This is a genomic window from Rhizobium albus (assembly GCA_030160035.1).
In the GTDB taxonomy this organism is placed as follows: domain Bacteria; phylum Pseudomonadota; class Alphaproteobacteria; order Rhizobiales; family Rhizobiaceae; genus Georhizobium; species Georhizobium albus.
In genome coordinates, this window is record BSNO01000004.1 from 195,717 (window position 1) to 217,334 (window position 21,618).

The following is a 21,618-nucleotide window of genomic DNA, read 5'->3' on the forward strand; positions in this document are numbered from 1 at the left end:
TTCCCTCTCGCGCCATGCTGTGCTAGGCGACCCCCGAATTCGCCGGAAGACCCTCCCGCATTCCGGCGCCAAGGGGATTGATCAACATGGCCGTTTCATCGAAGCGCGTTCCGGCGCCGGACCTCGTCACCATTCGTCGCGCATTGCTGTCGGTCTCCGACAAGCAGGGCCTGATCGAATTTGCGACTGCGCTTTCAAAACGCGGCGTCGAACTGCTGTCGACGGGCGGAACGGCCCGTGCGATCGCAGAGGCAGGTCTGCCTGTGCGCGACGTGTCCGATGTCACCGGCTTTCCGGAAATCATGGATGGCCGCGTGAAGACGCTGCACCCCGGCGTGCATGGCGGACTTTTGGCGATCCGTGACGATTCCGAGCACAACGAGGCGATGGAAAAGCATGGCATCGTTCCGATCGATCTGGCCGTGATCAATCTCTATCCGTTCGAAGATGTGCGCGCGAAGGGCGCCAACTACGAGACGAGCGTCGAGAACATCGACATCGGTGGTCCCGCCATGATCCGCGCCGCGGCGAAGAACCATGCCTATGTGACGATCGTCACCGACCCGGAAGACTATGGCGCAGTTTTGGAAGGCCTGGAGGCACACTCCGGCGCGCTGCCGCTTGCCGCCCGCAAGGAACTCGCAGCCAAGGCCTATGCCCGCACAGCTGCCTATGATGCGGCGATTTCGGGCTGGTTCGCTGAGGCCCTGGACCTCCCTGCCCCGCGCCACCGGTCGTTTGCCGGCAAGTTGAAGACCGTCATGCGCTACGGTGAAAACCCGCACCAGCAGGCTGGCTTCTACGTCACCGGCGAGCACCGTCCTGGCGTTGCCACCGCGACGCTGCACCAGGGCAAGGCGCTCTCCTACAACAACATCAACGACACCGATGCCGCCTTCGAGCTCGTCAGCGAGTTCGCCACAGCGTCCGGCCCCGCCTGCGCGATCATCAAGCACGCCAACCCGTGCGGCGTTGCCATCGGTTCGTCAGCGCTGGAAGCCTACCGAAAGGCGCTCGTCTGCGACCAGACATCGGCCTTCGGTGGCATCGTCGCGCTCAACACCGAGCTCGATGCGGAAGCTGCCCGCGCGATCACGGAGATCTTCACCGAGGTGATCATCGCGCCATCCGCCACGGAAGAAGCAATGGCGATCGTCGCGGCCAAGAAGAACCTGCGGCTCATGACGACCGGCGCGCTGGCCGATCCAGCCGCTGCCGGCATGACGGTCCGCTCCGTGGCCGGCGGTCTGCTCGTCCAGAACCGCGACAATGCGCTTGTCGACCAAATGGACCTCAAGATCGTCACCAAGCGCGCACCGAGCGAAACCGAATTGGCCGATCTGCGCTTCGCCTTTCGCGTGGCCAAGCACGTGAAGTCGAATGCGATCGTCTACGCCAGGCATGGCGCGACCGTCGGTATCGGTGCGGGTCAGATGAGCCGCGTTGATTCGGCGCGCATCGCCGCCCGCAAGGCAATCGATGCCGCCGAAGTGCTTGGCTTGCCTGAGCCGCTGACTCGCGGTTCGGTGGTGGCGTCGGATGCCTTCTTCCCCTTCGCCGATGGTCTGCTGACGGCGATCGAAGCCGGTGCAACGGCCGTGATCCAGCCGGGCGGCTCCATGCGCGACGACGATGTGATTGCCGCAGCCGACGAAGCCGGCATCGCCATGGTCTTCACCGGTGTGCGCCACTTCCGGCACTAACCCCCGTCACAGGGGACGGGATGGCGGCACCGGCTTGTTGGCGGGATAGGGCGTGGCGACGAGGATCACGAGCCCGACAACGAGGAACAGCACCAGCGTCGCCATGCCAAGCCTTGCCGAGCCGCTGAGTGCGGTGACCGTCGCCACCGTGAAGGGTGCGAGAAACGACGTTGCGCGACCCGCAAGCGCGTAGAGCCCGAAATAACGCCCTGCCTCTTCGGCCGTCACCGAACGGGCAAAGAACGAGCGCGACGAGGCTTGCACCGGCCCGAAGGCTATACCGATGAGCAGGCCGAACACGATGTAGGCCTTCTCGGCCGGCGTACCGAAGAGCCCGCCGGTGTCCTCCAGCCCAAGCTGCCACCAGCCGAACAGGGTGAAGCCCGGCCCGGTCGAGACGATGCCGATGCAGGCGATCGTGAGGCAGACGAGCGAGATGATCACGAGCACCTTCGAGCCGAGCGTCCGATCGAGGCGGCTTGCAGCAAGGCAGCCGAAGATCGCGACGACATTCAGGATGATGCCGAAGACGCCGATCTCCGTCGTCTGCCACGCAAACATGGCTGCCGCGAAGGTGCCGCCGAGCGCGATAAGCCCGTTGACACCGTCCTGGTAGATCATGCGGGCAATGAGAAACCGCAGGATGGCCTTGCGCTCGCGCAGTTCGCCCCAGGTCGCCTTGAGATCGCTCCAGCCGTCGCGGACCGCAGCGCCCAGCGGCTTCACCTGCGGCGTATCCGGCGTCAGCAGGAACATCGGCAGGATGAAAACGAGGTACCAGATCGCGGCCAGCGGCCCCGTGGCGCGGGCGGCCTCGCCTGCTGCAGGATCGAGCCCGAAGATCGGCGGCAGGCCGATCAGCGTCAGCCCGGTTTCTTCCGACGCCGCCATCAGTGCGACGACGCAGATGAGAACGAGCATGCCGCCAAGATAGCCGAGGCCCCAGGCGATATTGGAATACCGCCCGATCTCCCGGTTGGTCATGAGGCTTGGGATCATCGCATCGTTGAAGACGATCGAAAATTCCGCAGCGATGGACGCGAGAATGATCAGCAGGAAAGGATAGATCAGTGCCGAGCCTGGCTCCGCGTTCCATAGCAGAACCAGCGCCACGATCTTCACGCAGGCGAAAGCTGCGATCCAGCGCTTGCGCGCACCCGTCTGGTCCGCAATGGCACCGAGAACCGGCGAGAGCACGGCGATCAGCAAGCCCGAGAACGCAATCGCGTAGCCCCACCATGCCTGCCCGCGCACGGGGTCATCCGCGAGTTGCGAGACGAAATAGGGGCCGAAGATGAAGGTGATGACGACGGTGAAGAAGGGCTGCGCCGCCCAGTCGAATCCCATCCAGCCATAGATGCCGCGCTTGCGCTCGCTCTCCGGGACCGCCTCAGAAACAACGCTCACGACAGTGCGCCCGCGCGAGCATGAAGCGACAGACCTTCCCGCAAACGACCCATCGATTTCCCCCAATCCAATCGCTTTGCCCGTTTATGACATGCAACGGTGTCGGAGGCATCACAGGAATTTCGAGGTCAGCGGGTCCCGAAGATCGCCGAACCGACCCGCACGCTGGTGGCGCCGAAACCGATCGCGATCTCGAAGTCCGCGGACATGCCCATGGAGAGCTTCTCGACCCCGGCTTCCCGCGCCAGCTTTCGCAGCAGCGCAAAATGAGGGCCTGGTGCTTTGTCCACCGGCGGAATGCACATGAGCCCGACCACGTCGAGCTTGTGGACCTCGCGACAGCGCTCGACGAACGCCAACGTCTCGACCGGGGAAATGCCCGCCTTCTGCTCTTCCTCGCCGATATTGACCTGGACGTAGAACTGAAGCTGCCGGTTCTGCTTGGCGCATTCGGAAGCCAAAGCCGCTGCGATCTTTTCACGATCCACCGTCTCGATCACGTCGAACAGCGCCACAGCGTCGGCCGCCTTGTTGGATTGCAGCGGGCCAATGAGATGCAGTTCCAGATCGGGAAACTCTGCTCGCAGCGCCGGCCATTTGCCTTGCGCTTCCTGAACGCGGTTTTCGCCGAACACCCGCTGTCCTGCTTCGAGCACCGGGCGAATGGCCTCCGCCTCGAACGTCTTGCTGACGGCCACCAGTTCGACGCCGCCAGCTTCTCGCTCCGCCTTGCGTTCCGCGCGGCTGATCTTCTGCTTGATGGCGGCCAGATTATCGACTGCGCTCACATCGCTCTCCCTGATTGCGACCAGCACCTAGCGCGGCGCGCCGACCACGGCAATGCCGCCGCGCGCCTCGAGAGCGCTGGAATGGTTGACGATCATAGGGTTTCATGGTGAAGGTCCCGCCCACACCAAACTCCCGACAGTTCCGGAATTTCAAGGCAGCCATGGCGATCGAACGATACAATCCACGCGAAACCGAGCCGAAATGGCAGGCGCGCTGGGCCGAAGATCAGGTCTTCGAAACGAAGGATGATGCTGTCGGCGAGAAATACTACGTGCTCGAGATGTTTCCCTATCCTTCTGGGCGCATCCACATGGGTCACGTGCGCAACTATGCCATGGGCGATGTCGTTGCCCGCTATAAAAGAGCGCGCGGCTTCAACGTGCTGCACCCGATGGGCTGGGACGCCTTCGGCATGCCGGCCGAGAACGCTGCCATGCAGAACAAGGTTCACCCCAAGGAATGGACCTACCAGAACATCGACACGATGCGGCGCCAGCTGAAATCGATGGGCCTGTCGCTCGACTGGAGCCGCGAATTTGCGACCTGCGACGTGGAATACTATCAGCGCCAGCAGCATCTCTTCCTCGACTTTCTGGAGAAGGGCCTCGTCTACCGCCGCGAGTCCAAGGTCAACTGGGATCCGGTCGACCAGACGGTCCTGGCCAATGAGCAGGTGATCGACGGCCGTGGCTGGCGTTCGGGCGCTCTCGTCGAGCAGCGCGAGCTGACGCAGTGGTTCTTCCGCATCACCGATTTCAGCGAGGATCTTCTGACGGCGCTCGACGGTCTCGACCGCTGGCCGGAAAAAGTCCGGACCATGCAGAAGAACTGGATCGGCAAGTCTGAAGGTCTCGTGATCCGCTGGGAGATCGACCCTGCAACGGCGCCCGCAGGCGCGACGGAGCTCGAAGTCTATACGACGCGACCCGACACACTGTTTGGCGCATCCTTCATGGCGATCTCGCCGGACCACCCGCTTGCGCGCCAGGCTGCTGCGTCAAACCCCGAGCTTGAGGCCTTCTGCGAGGAGTGCCGACGTGCGGGCACTTCGCTGGCTGCGCTTGAGACTGCGGAGAAAAAGGGCTTCCCGACAGGGATTCACGTGAAACATCCCTTCGACCCGTCCTGGACGCTGCCTGTCTATGTCGCGAACTTCGTGCTGATGGACTACGGCACGGGCGCGATCTTCGGTTGCCCCTCCGGCGACCAGCGCGACCTCGATTTCGCCAATCGCTACGGCCTGCCGGTCACCCCGGTCGTGATGCCGAAGGACGCGGATCTCGCGACGTTCCAGATCACTGAAACCGCCTATACGGGCGAAGGCGTGATGATCAACTCGCGCTTCCTCGATGGCATGACGCCTGACAAAGCATTCGAGGAGGTCGCACGGCGACTGGCCGACACCGAGATCAACGGCCGGCCGCAGGCGGAGCGCAAGCTGAATTACCGCCTGCGCGACTGGGGCATTTCGCGCCAGCGCTACTGGGGGTGCCCTATCCCCGTGATCCACTGCGAAGAGTGCGGCGTCGTTCCGGTGCCGAAGGCGGACCTTCCGGTGCAGTTGCCGGACGACATCAATTTCGACAAGCCGGGCAACCCGCTCGACCGCCATCCCACATGGCGCCACGTGTCATGCCCAGAGTGTGGTGCCGATGCGCGTCGCGAAACCGACACGATGGACACCTTCGTCGATTCCTCCTGGTATTTCGCCCGCTTCACCGCGCCCCGCGCCGATGCACCGACGGAGCCCCAGACGGCCAATGCCTGGCTGCCAGTCGACCAGTATATCGGCGGCATCGAGCACGCGATCTTGCACCTTCTCTATTCGCGCTTCTTCACGCGCGCCATGAAGGCGACAGGGCATCTCGATCTGGATGAGCCGTTCAAGGGCTTGTTCACCCAGGGCATGGTCGTCCATGAAACCTACAAGGGTGAAGCCGGCTGGGTGGCGCCTGCCGATGTTCGCATTGAAGATGTCGAGGGCAGCCGCCGCGCAACCCATCTTGAAACGGGCGAAGCGCTGACGATCGGCTCGATCGAGAAGATGTCGAAGTCGAAAAAGAACGTCGTCGACCCCGACGACATCATCGCCTCGTTCGGCGCCGACACCGCGCGCTTCTTCATGCTGTCGGACTCGCCACCTGAGCGCGATGTCATCTGGACCGAATCAGGCGTCGAGGGCGCCCATCGGTTCGTCCAGCGTGTCTGGAGACTGGTGCAGGAATCGGCACCGGCACTGTCGGGCATTGCGCCCGCCGCTGGGGCCTCTGGCCCTGCTCTCGAAGCGTCCTGTGCCGCGCACAAGGCGCTGAAGGCCGTTGGCGAAGATCTTGAACGCCTCAGCTTCAACAAGGCTGTCGCGCGCATTTACGAGCTGACCAACGCTCTGTCCGTCCCGCTGCAGTCGGTCGCCAAGGGAGGTGCGGAGCCAGAGATGCTGGCTGCCTGCCGCGAGGCCGTTGAAATCCTGGTCCACCTGATTGCACCGATGACCCCTCACCTCGCCGAAGAGTGCTGGTCTGCGCTTGGAAACGACGGCATGGTTTCCATGGCGGCTTGGCCGGACTTCGATCCCGCACTGGTGGTGGAGGATGAAATCCTCCTGCCTGTGCAGATCAACGGCAAAAAGCGTGGCGATTTGACAATCGCGCGCGAAGCCTCGCAAGATGACGTGAAAGCCGCCGTGCTGGCGCTCGATTTCGTACAAGCAGCCATGGCTGGAAACGAGCCTCGGAAAATCATCATCGTCCCCCAGAGGATCGTGAATGTCGTTGTCTGACATCCGCCGTGCGATCGGCCGGCCTGTTCTTCGCCTTACAGCCGGGGCGCTGTGCCTCGGACTTGCTGCCTGCCAGGTCACGCCGCTTTATGCTGATCGGTCGACGCCCGGTTACGACATGGCCGCCCGGCCCGCAGCAGACATCATCATCGAGGCGGCTGACGATCGGATCGGCCAGGAACTTCGCAATGAGCTGATATTCCTGCTTCACGGCGGAGCCGGACAGCCGTCCGATGCGCGCTACCGCGTGGACCTCACGGTTACCCGCAGCGACGTTGGGATACTCCGCAACCCGATCGATGGTCGTGCAACCGGTCAGAACCTGACGGTGCGCGCCGAGTACCAGATCACGGATTCGGCGACCGGGGACGTCGTTGCTCTTCGCCGGCAATCGGTCACCACGAGCTACGACCGTTTCGAGCAGGGCTTTGCCGATGTGCGCGCCGCGCGCGACGCGGAAAATCGCGCTGCGCGGGAACTGGCAGAGCGTCTGAGAGCCGATCTTGCGCTGTTCCTGACGACAGAGGCAGCCCGTGGCGCAAATCAAGGCGCATGAATTCGAACGCCTAATTTCCAAGGGCCTGCCCCCCCAGCCGATTGTGCTGATTTATGGGCCCGATCGCGGACTGGTGGCTGAACGTGCGGCCAATCTCGTTGCGGCGAGCAAAATTGATGCCGACGATCCCTTCTCGGCCGTGAGGCTGGACGCGGGTACGGTGAATTCCGATCCCGGCCGTCTGGTCGACGAGGCGCGCGCCATCAGCCTCTTCGGCGGGTTACGGCTCGTCCGGCTGCTGGGTGCCGGTAACGACCGCGGCGTTCTCGAAGCGGTCGGAGAGCTGGCAAACAATCCCCCCAGCGACTGCCTCGTTGTCATCGAAGCCGGTGATCTCAAGAAGGGCACAGGACTTCGAAAACTCGTCGAAGAGGCGAAAGCCGGGCTAGCCGTGCCCTGCTACGCCGATGAAGGGCGGAGCGTAAACGAGCTGATCGACAGCGAGATGTCGGCAGCAGGACTACGCCTGACTTCGGCCGCACGAGAACTCCTCGCGAGCCTCATCGGCGGTGACCGCCTGGCCTCGCGTGGCGAAATCCAGAAGCTTGCCCTCTACGCCCAAGGCAAGGACGTCGTCCAGGAAGAGGACGTCCTTGCGGTGATAGGGGATGCCTCCGCTTTATCAGTCGATGCGGCCGTGGATGCCGTGTTGTTGGGCGACGTCGAAGCGCTCGATCTTTCGCTGCGGCGGATCATGGCATCGAAGACATCGGTCTTTCTCGCCCTGCAAAGCTGTCTACGCCAGTTCCAGGCTCTCGAAACGATGCGGGCCTCGGTCGAGCAGGACGGCAAACCCGTCGGCAATGTGGTTGCAGAACAAGGTCGGCGCGTGCATTTCCGGCGAAAGCCGGCCCTGGAGAAGGCGCTTGCCGCTTGGCGAATGGATGCGATCGGCCAGGCTCTCACGCACCTGCAGGCCGCTATCCTTGAAACGCGGCGCCGGCCAGCGCTGGAGGACGCGATCGCGAGGCAGGCACTTCTAGCGCTGGCAGTGCGATCGGCCCGCGCCGCTCGCTTGCAACGCGCTTAATCATCCTTAGTCAGTTTGCCGGCAAATTAGCTTCTGGCGCCCAGCAGCCGGCAGAGCTCATCTAGTTGATCCAGCGACTTGTAATCGATGCGGATATGGCCGCCGCGTGACTTGTGGCTGACTTCGACCTTCAACCCGAGCACGTTGGACAAGGACTGCTCGAGCGCCAGAGTATCGGCGTCCTTCGATGCAGCCGCTCTTGTTGGCTCGCTTTCGGCACCACCGAATTCGGCATCTTTCTGGGCCAGGCGCTCTGCATCTCGAACGGACAGGCCCTTGCTGACGATTTCGCGCGCCAGCTTGGTTGGATCCGACGTCGCCGCGATGGCGCGCGCATGCCCCGATGACAGCTGACCACCGGCAAGCATCGACCGCACGATTTCAGGCAGCTTCAACAGCCGAAGACTGTTGGCAACATGGCTGCGGCTTTTGCCGATGATGTCGCCGAGATCGTTCTGCGTATAGCCGTGTTCCGCGATAAGCTGCTGATATCCCTGCGCTTCTTCCAATGGATTAAGATCGGCGCGCTGAACGTTCTCGACGATCGCCAACTCAAGCGCTGTACGGTCGTCCACATCGCGAATGATGACTGGGATCTCGACCAGCCCAGCCTGCTGCGATGCGCGCCAACGCCGCTCACCAGCAATGATCTCGTAGCGCCCTGCCCCGCGCGTGCGCACGACGACAGGCTGCACGACACCATGCTGGCTGATCGACGCCGCGAGGTCCTTGAGATCGTCCGGATCAAACTGGCGGCGAGGGTTATTAGGGTTCGGCGTTACATGCTCAATCGGAACGAAACTGTCGGCTTTCGCACGCGATGGTGCCGTTGTTTCAGGCTGATCCATCTCGCCGATCAGGGCTGCCAGTCCGCGGCCGAGGCGTCTTTTCGAAGTGTCTTCACTCATCATGTCTTCCTTGGACAATCGGACGATCAAGCGGCCCGTCGCCGACGCTCGCGCTGGATGACCTCAGAGGCCAGTTGCAAGTAAGCCTGGCTACCAGCGCATTTGAGGTCGTAAATGATAGCCGGCTTACCATAGGACGGCGCTTCAGAAACACGCACATTGCGAGGGATGAGTGTGGTGTACACCTTGTCCCCCAGATGCTCGCGCACATCGGCCACCACCTGTTGGGCGAGGTTGTTGCGCGCATCATACATGGTCAGCACTATCCCCTGGATATCAAGCGCTGGGTTGAGCGTCTGCCTGACTTGGCCGACGGTTTCGAGCAGCTGGCTCAAACCTTCCAGCGCAAAGAACTCGCACTGCAGCGGAACAAGGATGGAGTGCGCGGCGACCATCGCGTTGATCGTCAGAAGGTTCAGAGAAGGAGGGCAATCGATGAGGACGTAGCTGTAGCGGCGAGCGGCATCGCTCTGCAGCGCCTTCTTTACGCGCAGCACACGGTCGGAGGCTGACGAGATTTCCATCTCAACACCGAGCAGGTCCATTGTCGATGGCACGATCGACAGATTGGGAACAGCCGTCGGTACGACGATCTCTTCTAACGTCGCAGAATTCGTCAGCAGGTCATAGCTTGAGAGCCGACGCTCCTTCCGCTCGATGCCAAGTCCCGTGCTCGCATTGCCTTGGGGATCAAGATCGATCACAAGGACATTCTCGCCGATCGCAGCAAGCGCCGTCGCTAAATTGATAGCGGTCGTCGTTTTGCCGACGCCACCCTTCTGGTTCGCAATGGTGATGATCCGATTCAGCATGTCAGCTCCGCAAGTGCCGCTCAGCGGCGACGGAGGCCACTGATCTCCAGCAAGACCGATTCATCGCTCCGGTCTTGCTTATGTTCTACCAGATCGAATTCCCAAGCGCCACGAGCTGTCTCGACCTCGTTGCGGTAATCCCGACCTTTGTGGAAGTAGGCAACTGTTCCTTCCGAAATCCAGGCCTCAGTTAGCTGCAATAGGTCCGACAGCGAAGCCAGTGCACGCGCCGAAACGGCATCAGGCCGCTCGATCTTGAGCGATGCAGCTTCGATACGTTCAGCGTGCACGGTTGCGCGCGCCCCAGTGGCCTGTATGGCTGCCCGTAAAAACGCAGCTTTCTTGGAGTTGCTTTCAATGAGGTGTACGTGGCCACGATCCTGTTCCGCAAGGCAGATAGCGGTCACAAGTCCAGGGAAGCCGGCGCCCGAACCAAGATCAGCCCATCGAAACGGTGTTGGCTGCGTGTGATAGACGTGGAGCGAATCACGGATGTGACGGGCCCAGACATCCTCTACCGTCGACGGGCCAATGAGATTGATCCGCGACTGCCAGCGCTGCAGCAAGTCAACAAGAATCGCGAACCTGTCCACTGTTTCACGTGAAACACGCAGATCACTATAACTGACTTTCACGCTGACAGAGCCTCTTCTACGGTCGCTCGACGCTTGAGCTTGGAGAGTATCAGTGCGATGGCAGCCGGGGTCATGCCTTCGATCTTGCTCGCATGCGCGATGCTTAGAGGCCTTGACAATGACAGCTTGCGCTTCAGCTCGTTCGACAGTCCAGGCAACGAAGCGTAGTCAAAATCGGCTGGTATGGCGCGTTCTTCTTCACGACGAAGTTGAGAAGCCGATGAAGCCTGTCGCTCAAGATAGACTGAGTAGACGGCTTCAATCTCCAGAGTTTCGCGCAGCTCGCCAGGAATGGCGGCGAGGGATGGAATCGCCTTTTCAAAAGCCTCGAGTTTTGTCTCTGGATGCGAAAGCAGATCGAACACCGACTTCTGCGCTCCGTCGCGCCGGGGTGAAATCGATAAGGCTTCCAGCTCCGATCTACTGGGCACTGTTCGCTTTAACAGCTCTCGTGCCTCATTTAAACGGTTCATCCACTGCTCGAAGCGGTGCTGACGCTCTGACGATATACATCCCAGATTCAATCCCGTTGGGGTAAGCCTTACGTCGGCATTGTCAGCGCGCAAAGACAGCCTGAACTCCGCTCTCGAAGTAAACATACGGTAGGGCTCCGAAACGCCTCGTGTCGTCAAATCATCGATAAGTACACCAATGTATGAGTTTGCGCGGCTGAACGTCACCCCGTCGGCCCCTCCCGAGGTTCGCGCCGCGTTCAGTCCGGCTACCAAACCCTGAGCGGCGGCTTCCTCGTAGCCCGTTGTTCCGTTGATTTGTCCGGCGAGAAACAGCCCACATAAACGCTTGGTCTCGAGCGTCTGATGAAGCTCGCGCGGATCTATATGGTCATACTCGATCGCATAACCCGGCTGCAGTATCTTCGCTTTTTCCAGGCCGGGAATGGTGGCTATGAAAGCCGCCTGGACATCCTCTGGGAGAGACGTCGAAATTCCATTGGGGTAGACCGTGTGGTCATCGAGACCCTCGGGCTCCAAGAAGATCTGATGGCTTTCCCGGTCAGCGAAGCGGACAATCTTGTCTTCGACGGACGGGCAATATCGGGGCCCGACCGAGGAAATGTTCCCCGAATACATCGCTGAGCGCTTGATGTTCGTCTCGATTATGTCATGCGTCTGCTTTGTGGTCCGCGTGACGCCGCATGCAATCTGGCGAATCGTAATCCGATCTGTCATGAAGGAAAACGGCACGGGATCAGCATCAGCTTCCTGACGATCAATGCTGGCCCAGTCGATCGTGCGCCCATCAAGGCGCGCCGGCGTCCCCGTCTTGAGCCTTCCGAGCTTAAAGCCAAATCTCGACAACGTCTTAGAGAGACCGAGTGAGGGCTGCTCGTTCATTCGTCCCGCTGCAAACTGGCGATCGCCAATATGAATGACGCCACGCAGGAAGGTCCCCGTCGTCAAGACGACAGCCCGACAGCGGATCGTCCGGCCATCAGCCAAGACAACTCCGGTCACATGTCCATCGGCGACCAGAACATCGTCAGCTTCTCCCTCTACGATGAAGAGGCTGCTTTGATCATTGAGGGCTCGCTGCACGCCTTGGCGATAGAGCTTGCGATCGGCTTGCGTGCGAGGTCCGCGCACCGCCGGCCCCTTCTTGCGGTTGAGCATGCGAAACTGAATGCCGGCCTGGTCCGCCACGCGACCCATTAAGCCGTCCAAAGCATCGACCTCGCGAACGAGATGTCCTTTGCCCAGGCCGCCGATCGCTGGATTGCAAGACATAACGCCGATCTTGTCAGCGGACAGACTGAGCAGCGCCGTATTGGCGCCAAGGCGCGCCGAGGCCGCGGCAGCTTCGCAGCCTGCATGCCCCCCGCCAATGACGACGACGTCGAATGCGGAAAGTTGATCCATCACCACCAGTCCTCAGTGTTTCACGTGAATCACGATTATTTCCCGATGCAGAATGAGCTGAAGATGACATCCAGCACGTCTTCCACGTCCACACGGCCCGTGATGCGACCAAGCGCATCACTCGCCAGCCGAAGCTCCTCAGACCGAAGCTCTATCGGCATATGCGATCCGCTCACGGCTACGTTCAGGCATTCAAGCGCCTGCGTGAGATGTTGTCGATGACGGAGTCGCGTTGGTAGGGCCAAGGAGGAAAAATTCGCCAAGCTGCTCAGTCTTGATCTGCACAACTCAATCAAGGCATCGACGCCTTCACCTGTAGCTACCGAAATCGCTACATCGCTGAAGACCGGGACGTCCGCGTTCACGTCAGATTTCGTTCTGACGTGGATTTCAGGCACGGCTTCCGGGGCATCAGTGACATATTCTCCGGAATCGGAGAGGTTTAGGACAAGGTCGGCCGTTGCCAATGCCCTGCGCGCGCGGGCAATGCCTTCCTGCTCGACGCCATGATCTGTCTCTCTGATGCCAGCCGTGTCGGTAATCGTCGCGGCGTAACCGCCCAGATCGACATCCACGGAAATGAGATCGCGCGTTGTTCCCGCCTCGGAAGACACGATTGCGACGTCGCGGGCCGCCAACGCGTTCAGTAAGCTTGATTTCCCTGCATTCGGTGGGCCGACAATCACAATCTTGAAACCATCGCGGATGCGTTCGCCAATGACAGCTTCTGTGAGGTGGCGCTCCATCTCTTCATGAAGCGCCTCCATGTCACTCCAGACGCGATCCGCAACTGATCCTGGGACGTCGTCCTCGTCGGCAAAATCCAAATCTGCCTCGACCAATGCTCGCGCATGCAGGAGTCGACGCGCCCATCCAGCATAAAGCCGCGTCAGGCCACCTTCAGATTGAGTAACGGCAAGCCGCCGCTGCATCTCCGTCTGAGCCGCAATTAGATCGGCGAGACCCTCGGCTTCAGTGAGGTCTATCCGGCCGTTTTCGAAGGCCCGGCGCGTGAACTCCCCCGGCTCCGCAAGACGAACTCTCGGCAGACTGGCCATTTCCGCCAGAATTGCGGACACAATCGCCCGTCCTCCATGGACCTGCAATTCGGCGCAGTCCTCACCGGTAAAGGACTTAGGTCCCTGGAAATGGAGCACGATGCCCTTGTCCAGGAGTTCTCCGTTTCGTTTCCGAATCGATCGGAGATAGGCAGTTCGCGGAGCTGGGACCCCACCACACATCGTTTCGAGAACGAATCGAACTTGCGGTCCTGAAATGCGAAGAACGGCGACACCCGCAGGGAGTGCGCCGCTCGACAAAGCTACGATCGTATCCGTGGTGGGATCGGTCAATTACCGCTCCACAGCGTAAAGCGCGTGTCGGAGGTGAGCCGACTACGTGTTCATGGAGTCGAAGAAGTCCGCGTTGTTCTTGGTCTGCTTCAATTTGTCGATCAGGAACTCGATGGCATCGGTGGTACCCATCGGCGCCAGGATGCGGCGCAGAACGAAAATCTTCTGCAGGTCTTGGCGAGACACAAGGAGATCCTCCTTGCGAGTGCCGGACTTGAGGATATCCATGGACGGGTAGATGCGCTTGTCAGCCACCTTCCGATCCAGGACGATTTCGGAGTTGCCGGTACCCTTAAACTCTTCGAAAATCACTTCGTCCATACGGCTGCCAGTATCGATCAGGGCAGTGGCGATGATCGTCAGCGACCCGCCCTCTTCGATGTTGCGCGCCGCGCCGAAGAAGCGCTTCGGCCGCTGGAGTGCGTTTGCGTCCACACCGCCGGTCAACACCTTGCCCGAGGACGGAACGACGGTGTTGTAGGCACGGCCAAGCCGCGTGATGGAATCGAGCAGGATGACGACGTCGCGCCCATGCTCTACGAGGCGCTTGGCCTTTTCGATAACCATTTCAGCAACTTGAACGTGGCGCGTTGCGGGCTCGTCAAAGGTGGACGAAACGACTTCACCCTTCACCGAGCGCTGCATGTCGGTCACTTCTTCCGGCCGCTCGTCGATCAGGAGAACGATCAGGTAGCATTCGGGATGGTTGGCCGTGATCGAATGTGCGATGTTCTGCAGAAGCACGGTCTTACCCGTGCGCGGCGGCGCAACGATCAACCCGCGCTGGCCCTTGCCGAGCGGCGCGACGAGATCGATCACGCGCGGCGACAGATCCTTCGAGGTCGGAACATCGAGCTCCATCTTGAACCGCTCGTCGGGATAGAGCGGCGTCAGATTGTCGAAGTGGATCTTGTGGCGAATCTTTTCGGGATCTTCGAAATTGATCGTGTTGACCTTGAGCAGCGCGAAATAGCGCTCGCCTTCTTTGGGTCCACGGATCGGCCCTTCCACCGTATCGCCAGTCTTGAGCGCGAAGCGACGCAGCTGCGATGGCGAAATGTAGATGTCGTCCGGGCCCGGCAGATAATTGGCATTGGCCGAACGCAAGAAGCCGAACCCGTCCTGCAGAACCTCAACCACACCCTGGCCGATGATCTCGACATCCTGCGCAGCAAGCTTCTTCAGGATGGCGAACATCAGTTCCTGCTTGCGCATGACGTTCGCGTTCTCGACTTCATGCGTTTCCGCGAAAGCGAGAAGATCGGTCGGTGATTTGCTCTTGAGCTCTTGCAGCTTCATTTCTTGCATGGAGTATCCGGGATGACTGGAAAACTAAAAATGATGGAGGGGGCGGCGCGTCGGGAATGAAGAGGCGTGTGCGCTCCGTGGAGCCTGTCGCCGGGGACGTCAACGCGATGCCGAGGAGAAGTTGACGCGAAAATAGCGATTCCCCTGCCCCCACGCAAGCGGCTTGTCGCCGCACGTCAACGTGAGACGCGGATAGGAAGCTGAAAAATCGGTTCTTAGGCTTAGAAAGGCTTCACGATCACGAGGATGACGATGGCGATCATCAAGAGCGTCGGGCCCTCGTTCATGATCCGCCAATAGCGTGCCGTGTGCTCCCGACGATCGGCGGCGAAGCTCTTCCAGGCCTTGAGGAAGCGCATGTGGATGGCAGTCAGCGCGACGACTGCGGCAATCTTCGCCCACAACCATCCGCCCGAGAAAGCGAAGCTTGAATAGGCAAGCCACAGCCCCAGCACCCAGGAGATCATCATCGCGGGGCGCATGATCACCTCGAGAAGCCGCTCCTCCATGACCTTGAAGGTTTCCGACTGAACTGAGCCGATCTCGGCATCGGTGTGGTAGATGAAAAGCCGCGGCAGATATAGCAGCCCGGCCATCCAGGATATTACCGCCACCACATGCGCCGCCTTGATCCAGAGATCGAGACTGGCCGGCCGCCACCAGAAGACGAGCACCACGCAGAAAAGCAGCACAGCGATGGCCGTGTAGGCCCTGTGACGCGCTTTACGGCCGGCGGCGGCTGAAGCCTCAGGTCCGACCACGCACCCGCTCCACCAGCTGCGTCACATGTGCAGGATCGGCCTGCGGCGTGATGCCATGACCGAGATTGAAGATCAGCGGCCCATTGCCGAGAACATCGAGAATGGCATCGATCCCCTCATCCAGAGCCTTCCCGCCGGCAACGACGCGCATCGGATCGAGATTGCCCTGAACCGGACCTTCTTCCTGAAGCCGCTTGGCGAATGACAATGGCACCGACCAGTCGAGACCGATCGCGTCCGCATCGGTGCGCTTGCGGTAGCCCTCCAGAAGGGCGCCGGCACCTTTCGCAAAAGCGATGATGCGCGCCTGCGGATGACGTTCCCGAACTTGGTCAACGATGCGCCGGACGGGGCGAGCCGCAAAGGCATCAAATTCGGCTTCGCCCAGAACACCCGCCCAGGAGTCGAAGATCTGAACCGCGTCGGCGCCAGCTTCGATCTGTGCACACAGATAATCGGCGGAGATGTCGGCCAGCAGGTCCAGAAGCCGCGCGAATGCGGCAGGTTCGCGGTAGGCGAACAATCGTGCCGGTGCCTGGTCAGGCGTTCCATGCCCCGCGATCATGTAGGTCGCAACCGTCCAGGGCGCACCGCAGAAACCGAGCAGGGTCGTCTCGGCCGGCAACTCGGCTCTCAAACGCCGCACCGTTTCGAATACCGGGGCGAGATGATCGATCACGCCTTCCGGAGTAAGCGCGGCAATGCCATCGGCATCGATCGGCTCCATCAGGGGCCCTCGCCCTTCTTCAAAGCGCACACCACGTTTCAAGGCATCGGGAATGACGAGAATGTCCGAGAACAGGATCGCAGCATCAAATGCGTACCGCCTGATCGGCTGCAGCGTCACTTCGACAGCGTATTCGGGCGTGTAGCAAAGATCGAGGAAGCTTCCCGCCTTCAGCCGCGTCTCCCGATATTCCGGAAGATAGCGTCCCGCTTGTCTCATCAGCCAGATCGGTGGTGGGCTGATGGTCTCTCCTGCCAGAACGCGCAGCACCTTTCGGTCGGTCACGGCGTCTCCTCTTCCTTAAATAAAGGATTCTTTGAAATGGATTCTTCTTCTTAGAGTCGGTGTGTTCCAGGGATTAGTTTTGGTCAACATCTTCTCCACAAGAAGCGTGGAAGCCATCTGTGCCGCACACTGGAATCACTTGATTCGCTTTGCAATGTGGACATCTCAAAAAGCGATGGTATTTCAGCATTTTGCGGCAAAGCGCAGCCTTGATCCCGTTTGGTTAAGCTGTGGATGGTGTGTTGACGCATCCTCCAATTCGCCGCAGCGTGACATTGACCGTGAAAGGCCGTCCCCGCAGAGCTCATTGTGGACAAGTCGGCAGTTCATACCGGCCTGAGAGCACCGCGATCCTCATGCCGAAACTCATCAACAGTCATCAACAGCCCCCAGTGAATCGTGTGGATCAGCCGAAAAATTACTTTCACCTGCATCTGATTTCGGACTCGACCGGTGAAACCCTAATGGCGGCCGGCAGAGCTGCGTCCGCGCAGTTCCAGGACGCTCAGGTGCTGGAGCACGTCTATCCGCTGATCCGGAACCGCAAGCAGCTGGGCGCTGTACTTGACGCGATCGATGGTGCGCCGGGCATCGTGCTCTACACGATCGTCGATCAGGACCTGTCCTCCATGATCGACACAAGGTGCCGGGAAATGGGCGTTCCGAGCGTTTCCGTGCTTGAGCCGATCATGACGGTGTTCCAGTCCTATCTGGGAGCTCCGTCGCGGCGCCGCGTCGGTGCCCAGCACGTGATGAACGCGGAATATTTTCGCCGCATCGATGCGCTGAACTACACGATGGATCATGACGACGGTCAGATCATCACCGATTACGAAGAAGCCGATGTGGTTCTCGTGGGCATTAGCCGCACGTCGAAAACGCCGACAAGCATCTATTTGGCCAATCGCGGTGTGAAGACAGCCAATTTTCCGATCGTGCCGGGCAATCCCTTGCCGCCGGCGCTCGACCAGGCGCGCAAGCCGCTGATCGTCGGGCTCATCGCCTCTACCGAACGCATCGCGCAGGTCCGGCAAAACCGTGTACTCGGCAACGCGTTAGGGTACAATTCAGAGATATATACGGACCGCGCGACGATCGCCGAGGAATTGAAGCACGCCCGCTCTCTCTGCCTGCGCAGGAACTGGCCGATGATCGACGTGACTCGAAAGTCGATCGAGGAGACGGCCGCTGCGATTCTTGCCTTGCGCGCCAAGGCACGCTAGCGCTCGACCCATCGAATTTCTCCAAGGAAAGGACCGCTTCGCTCATGGCTGAACCCATCATTCTGGCGTCTTCGAGCCCCTTTCGCCGGCAGTTACTGGAAAACGCCGGAGTGGCATTCGATGCCGTGCCGGCTGAAGTGGACGAACGCGCGCTGGAAGCGCCGCTGGCCGATAGTGGTGCGACACCGGAAGATGTCGCTCTGGTGCTCGCCGAAGCGAAGGCCGTCGATGTGAGCGAGCGTTCGCCTGGCGCATGGGTCATCGGTTCCGACCAGACCCTGTCGCTGGGAGATGAAGTCTTTCACAAGCCTGACGACATGGAAGGTGCACGCCGCCATCTGCTGAAGCTGTCCGGGAAGACGCATCATCTCAATTCCGCGATCGTTCTTGCCCGTGACGGCGAGGCCGTGTGGCGCCATATGTCGACCGCCGCCATGACCATGCGGAGCCTCGATCCCGGCTTCATCGGTCGTCATCTGGCATCGGTCGGCGACATCGCGTTGAAAAGTGTCGGCGCCTACCAACTCGAGGGCAAGGGCATCCAGCTGTTTGACAAGATCAAGGGCGATTACTTCACTATCGTCGGTTTGCCCTTGCTGCCGCTTCTGGCCGAGCTGCGCCGGGTCGGGGCAATCGACGGATGACCACGCCGCCTGCCGCCTTCGTCGTCGGGCACCCGATCGGACATTCCCGCTCGCCGATCATTCACGGCCACTGGCTGAAGAAGCATGGCATCGCCGGCTCCTATGAAGCGCTCGACGTCGCCCCGCATGATTTCCCCGGATTTCTGGACCGCTTGAGAAGCGGCGAAGCGGGTTTTGTCGGCGGCAATGTGACGATGCCCCACAAGGAAGCCGCCATGCGTGGCGCCGATGAGATCGATCCGGTCGCGGCACGGCTCGGTGCCGGAAACACACTCTGGTGCGTCGATGGGCGCCTGCATCTCACAAACACGGACGGCTATGGGTTCCTCGCAAATCTCGATCAGCGTGCGCCGGGTTGGCATCGCGGTGAGCGAGCTGTAGTTCTCGGCGCGGGCGGCGCAAGTCGCGCGGTGATCGACGCGCTGGTCGAACGCGGGTTCGACCGCGTCGATATCGTCAACCGCACGGTTGAAAGGGCAGGGGAGATCGCTGGCCTATTCGGTCCCAAAGCAGCTGCCCACGGGATGGAAAAGCTTTCTTCGCTCGTCCGGAACGCAGACTTCTTTGTGAACACCAGCTCTCTGGGTCTCGACGGTTCGGACGTCCCATCCATTGATTTCACCAGCATGCGTCCCGACGCCGTGGTCACCGATATCGTCTACGCGCCGCTGATGACGCCGTTTTTGAAAGAGGCGAAAGCCCAGGGACTGCCGATCGTCGATGGTCTCGGCATGTTGCTGCACCAGGCTGTTCCGGGCTTTGAACGCTGGTTCGGACTGCGCCCCGACGTGACCCAGGAAGTCCGGGATCTGGTGATCGCCGATCTGGAGTCGAAACATTGATCAAGCTCGGTCTGACAGGCTCGATCGGCATGGGGAAATCGACGACCGCCGCAATGTTTGCCGCACGCGGCATTCCGGTCTTCGATTCCGACGCCGTCGTTCACGAGCTTTATGCCGGCCAGGCTGTGCCCATGCTGGAAGCCGCGTTCCCATGCATAACGAGCGCTGACGGGGTCATCGACAGGACTGTCCTGGCGCAGAAGGTTCTCGGAAACCGGGAGGCTCTGCAAAAACTGGAAGCGATCGTCCATCCGCTTGTCCGGCGTGAGCGGGAAGCCTTTCTCAGCGAGCAGAAAGCCGCAGGCCATCCGCTCGTCCTTCTGGATGTGCCGCTGCTCTTCGAAAGTGGTGGGGATGCCGATGTCGATCGCATTGCCGTGGTCTCCTGTCCGGAAGATGTGCAAAAGGCGCGCGTCATGGCCCGGCCCGGCATGACGGAGGAGAAGTTCGCCTCTATTCTCGCGCGGCAAGTGCCGGATGCCGAAAAGCGCGCCCGTGCCGACTTCATCATCGAGACCGGCGAGGGTCTGGCTGCGACGGAGCAGCGGGTCGAGGCGATCATTTTAGAACTGACCGGACAACCCGCATGAGACGCGGACGGAGAGCGTGATGCGCGAGATCATTTTCGACACGGAAACGACCGGCCTCGATTTCAGGCTCGATCGCATCATCGAGATCGGATGTCTCGAGCTCATCGACCATTTTCCGACAGGCCGCAGCTTCCACGTCTACATCAATGCGCAGGGACGCCCCGTCCATCCGGATGCGCTGCAGGTGCACGGGATCACCGACGAATTCCTGGCGGACAAACCGACTTTCGCCCAGATCGCGGGCGAACTGCAGGAATTCTTCGGCGATGCGACACTGATCGCCCACAACGCGACATTCGACATCAGCTTCATCAACGCCGAATTCGAGCGCATCGGGATCGCTCCCATCGGGCGCGAACAGATCCTCGATACGTTGGTGCTCGCGCGTCGACGCCATCCGATGGGTCCGAACTCGCTGGATGCGCTGTGTCGGCGCTACAACATCGACAACGGCCACCGCACCAAGCACGGCGCATTGCTCGACGCTGAGCTCCTGGCCGAAGTCTATATCGAGATGATCGGCGGCCGTCAGACGGCGCTTGGTCTGGAAATCGAGTTTGGAAACAATGGTGGAGGGAGATCCGTCGAGATCGACATCTCCGTCATGGTGCGCGAGCGCCCGCTGCCGCCACGGCTGACAGAGTTGGAACAAGCAGCGCATGCACGCCTGGTCGAAAGGCTCGGCAAGAACGCGTTGTGGCGCGTTCTGCGATAGATTGTGTTCCAGAAATCGCTCTGAACGCCTTCCCCGATCTGGCCGATCGGGGAAAGCTGATCATCGTTTTGGTCAGTTGACCTGTGGCGCCGGAGCGCTCGCCGCGCGGGTCCGCTCGGCGGCCATACGCTGCTGGAACATTTGCGCGAAATCGATTGGGTCGATCATCAGCGGCGGGAAACCGCCATTGCGCGTTGCGTCTGCAATGATCTGGCGGGCGAACGGGAACAGCATGCGCGGGCACTCGATGAAGAGCAGCGGCAGCATGTGCTCCTTGGCGAAGCCCTGCAGGCGGAAGATGCCGCCATAGACGAGCTCGGCGTTGAAGACGACCGTGTCGCCATCCTTCGCCGTCGCATTCAGCGTCAGCACGACGTCATACTCGGTTTCCGAGAGCGGATTGGCGTTGACGTTGACATTGATATTGATGGACGGCGCCTTGCCGCGCTGGCCCGCATTGCGCGGCGCGGACGGATTTTCGAAGGACAGGTCCTTCATGTACTGCGAAACCACGTTCAAAGTCGGCGTTGCGCCATTTGCCTTGTCGGCTGCCGCTGGTGCTGCGGCTCCATCGGAATTCTTTGTTTCCTCGGCCATCGTTCTTCCCCATTTGTCCGTCGAACTGCCTGACGGCAGCCCTTAAAAATCCCGGCGTGGCTATCACTTCAACCACCG

The 21,618-nt window shown here is 60.8% G+C and carries 20 protein-coding genes; 9 read left to right on the plus strand and 11 right to left on the minus strand.

What is annotated here, in order from left to right; translation table 11 throughout:
• Positions 1 to 86: 86 nt before the first annotated feature.
• Entirely contained in the window at positions 87 to 1,703 is a 1,617-nt protein-coding gene (gene purH / locus QQL76_RS16235) for a bifunctional phosphoribosylaminoimidazolecarboxamide formyltransferase/inosine monophosphate cyclohydrolase (protein WP_499208531.1), read from the plus strand.
• A gap of 6 nt (positions 1,704 to 1,709) precedes the next feature.
• Here purH and QQL76_RS16240 read toward each other — a convergent pair whose 3' ends face one another.
• Both QQL76_RS16240 and QQL76_RS16245 read right to left on the minus strand, forming a co-directional pair.
• Positions 1,710 to 3,050, minus strand: a complete 1,341-nt coding sequence (locus QQL76_RS16240; protein WP_499208956.1) for an MFS transporter — start codon at positions 3,048 to 3,050, stop codon at positions 1,710 to 1,712.
• A 188-nt stretch (positions 3,051 to 3,238) separates the two neighbouring features.
• Positions 3,239 to 3,898: a YggS family pyridoxal phosphate enzyme gene (locus tag QQL76_RS16245; protein WP_499208532.1), complete on the minus strand. Its 660-nt coding sequence runs from the start codon at positions 3,896 to 3,898 to the stop codon at positions 3,239 to 3,241.
• Between the two features lie 161 nt (positions 3,899 to 4,059).
• On the opposite strand from QQL76_RS16245, the gene leuS reads away from it, so the two are divergent.
• From leuS to holA, 3 genes are read left to right on the plus strand one after another with little or no spacing between them, the layout of a single operon-like run.
• Positions 4,060 to 6,678, plus strand: coding sequence for a leucine--tRNA ligase (gene leuS / locus QQL76_RS16250; protein ID WP_499208533.1), 2,619 nt, complete (start codon positions 4,060 to 4,062; stop codon positions 6,676 to 6,678).
• Positions 6,665 to 7,234 (plus strand): LPS assembly lipoprotein LptE, encoded by a 570-nt coding sequence (lptE, locus tag QQL76_RS16255; protein ID WP_499208534.1) that lies wholly within the window; start codon positions 6,665 to 6,667, stop codon positions 7,232 to 7,234. Before leuS ends, lptE begins: the two co-directional genes overlap by 14 nt.
• Positions 7,212 to 8,264 (plus strand): DNA polymerase III subunit delta, encoded by a 1,053-nt coding sequence (holA, locus tag QQL76_RS16260; protein WP_499208535.1) that lies wholly within the window; start codon positions 7,212 to 7,214, stop codon positions 8,262 to 8,264. Before lptE ends, holA begins: the two co-directional genes overlap by 23 nt.
• A gap of 26 nt (positions 8,265 to 8,290) precedes the next feature.
• Here holA and QQL76_RS16265 read toward each other — a convergent pair whose 3' ends face one another.
• The 8 genes from QQL76_RS16265 to hemE all read right to left on the minus strand — a co-directional run bounded on the left by QQL76_RS16265 (position 8,291) and on the right by hemE (position 16,911).
• Positions 8,291 to 9,172, minus strand: a complete 882-nt coding sequence (locus QQL76_RS16265; protein ID WP_499208536.1) for a ParB/RepB/Spo0J family partition protein — start codon at positions 9,170 to 9,172, stop codon at positions 8,291 to 8,293.
• A gap of 26 nt (positions 9,173 to 9,198) precedes the next feature.
• Positions 9,199 to 9,984 carry a ParA family protein gene (locus QQL76_RS16270; RefSeq protein WP_499208537.1) on the minus strand — a complete coding sequence of 262 codons (786 nt, stop codon included), beginning with the start codon at positions 9,982 to 9,984 and terminating at the stop codon, positions 9,199 to 9,201.
• A gap of 20 nt (positions 9,985 to 10,004) precedes the next feature.
• Entirely contained in the window at positions 10,005 to 10,619 is a 615-nt protein-coding gene (rsmG, locus tag QQL76_RS16275) for a 16S rRNA (guanine(527)-N(7))-methyltransferase RsmG (protein WP_499208538.1), read from the minus strand.
• Entirely contained in the window at positions 10,616 to 12,496 is a 1,881-nt protein-coding gene (mnmG, locus tag QQL76_RS16280; protein WP_499208539.1) for a tRNA uridine-5-carboxymethylaminomethyl modification enzyme MnmG/GidA, read from the minus strand. Before mnmG ends, rsmG begins: the two co-directional genes overlap by 4 nt.
• Positions 12,497 to 12,531: 35 nt before the next feature.
• Positions 12,532 to 13,848: a tRNA uridine-5-carboxymethylaminomethyl(34) synthesis GTPase MnmE gene (gene mnmE, locus QQL76_RS16285; protein WP_499208540.1), complete on the minus strand. Its 1,317-nt coding sequence runs from the start codon at positions 13,846 to 13,848 to the stop codon at positions 12,532 to 12,534.
• Between the two features lie 42 nt (positions 13,849 to 13,890).
• Positions 13,891 to 15,156, minus strand: coding sequence for a transcription termination factor Rho (gene rho / locus QQL76_RS16290; protein ID WP_126007388.1), 1,266 nt, complete (start codon positions 15,154 to 15,156; stop codon positions 13,891 to 13,893).
• A gap of 221 nt (positions 15,157 to 15,377) precedes the next feature.
• Positions 15,378 to 15,917 (minus strand): CopD family protein, encoded by a 540-nt coding sequence (hemJ, locus tag QQL76_RS16295; RefSeq protein WP_499208541.1) that lies wholly within the window; start codon positions 15,915 to 15,917, stop codon positions 15,378 to 15,380.
• A complete protein-coding gene (hemE, locus tag QQL76_RS16300; protein WP_499208957.1) occupies positions 15,904 to 16,911 on the minus strand; it encodes a uroporphyrinogen decarboxylase in 1,008 nt (335 codons plus the stop codon). Before hemE ends, hemJ begins: the two co-directional genes overlap by 14 nt.
• Positions 16,912 to 17,285: 374 nt before the next feature.
• On the opposite strand from hemE, the gene QQL76_RS16305 reads away from it, so the two are divergent.
• The 5 genes from QQL76_RS16305 to dnaQ are packed head-to-tail and all read left to right on the plus strand — an operon-like array spanning position 17,286 to position 20,943.
• On the plus strand, positions 17,286 to 18,152 hold the full coding sequence (locus tag QQL76_RS16305) for a pyruvate, water dikinase regulatory protein (protein WP_499208542.1): 867 nt from the start codon (positions 17,286 to 17,288) through the stop codon (positions 18,150 to 18,152).
• Positions 18,153 to 18,196: 44 nt separating this feature from the next.
• A complete protein-coding gene (locus QQL76_RS16310; RefSeq protein WP_499208543.1) occupies positions 18,197 to 18,796 on the plus strand; it encodes a Maf-like protein in 600 nt (199 codons plus the stop codon).
• Complete coding sequence (locus QQL76_RS16315; protein ID WP_499208544.1) at positions 18,793 to 19,638, plus strand: shikimate dehydrogenase; 846 nt, start codon at positions 18,793 to 18,795, stop codon at positions 19,636 to 19,638. The genes QQL76_RS16310 and QQL76_RS16315 overlap by 4 nt, the downstream gene beginning before the upstream one ends.
• The gene (coaE, locus tag QQL76_RS16320; protein ID WP_499208545.1) at positions 19,635 to 20,228 is read left to right on the plus strand and encodes a dephospho-CoA kinase; all 594 of its coding nucleotides are present in this window, start codon (positions 19,635 to 19,637) and stop codon (positions 20,226 to 20,228) included. The genes QQL76_RS16315 and coaE overlap by 4 nt, the downstream gene beginning before the upstream one ends.
• Before the next feature lie 19 nt (positions 20,229 to 20,247).
• Positions 20,248 to 20,943, plus strand: a complete 696-nt coding sequence (gene dnaQ / locus QQL76_RS16325; protein ID WP_499208546.1) for a 3'-5' exonuclease family protein — start codon at positions 20,248 to 20,250, stop codon at positions 20,941 to 20,943.
• A gap of 72 nt (positions 20,944 to 21,015) precedes the next feature.
• Here dnaQ and secB read toward each other — a convergent pair whose 3' ends face one another.
• Positions 21,016 to 21,540, minus strand: a complete 525-nt coding sequence (gene secB, locus QQL76_RS16330; protein WP_126007372.1) for a protein-export chaperone SecB — start codon at positions 21,538 to 21,540, stop codon at positions 21,016 to 21,018.
• Between the last annotated feature and the right edge of the window lie 78 nt (positions 21,541 to 21,618).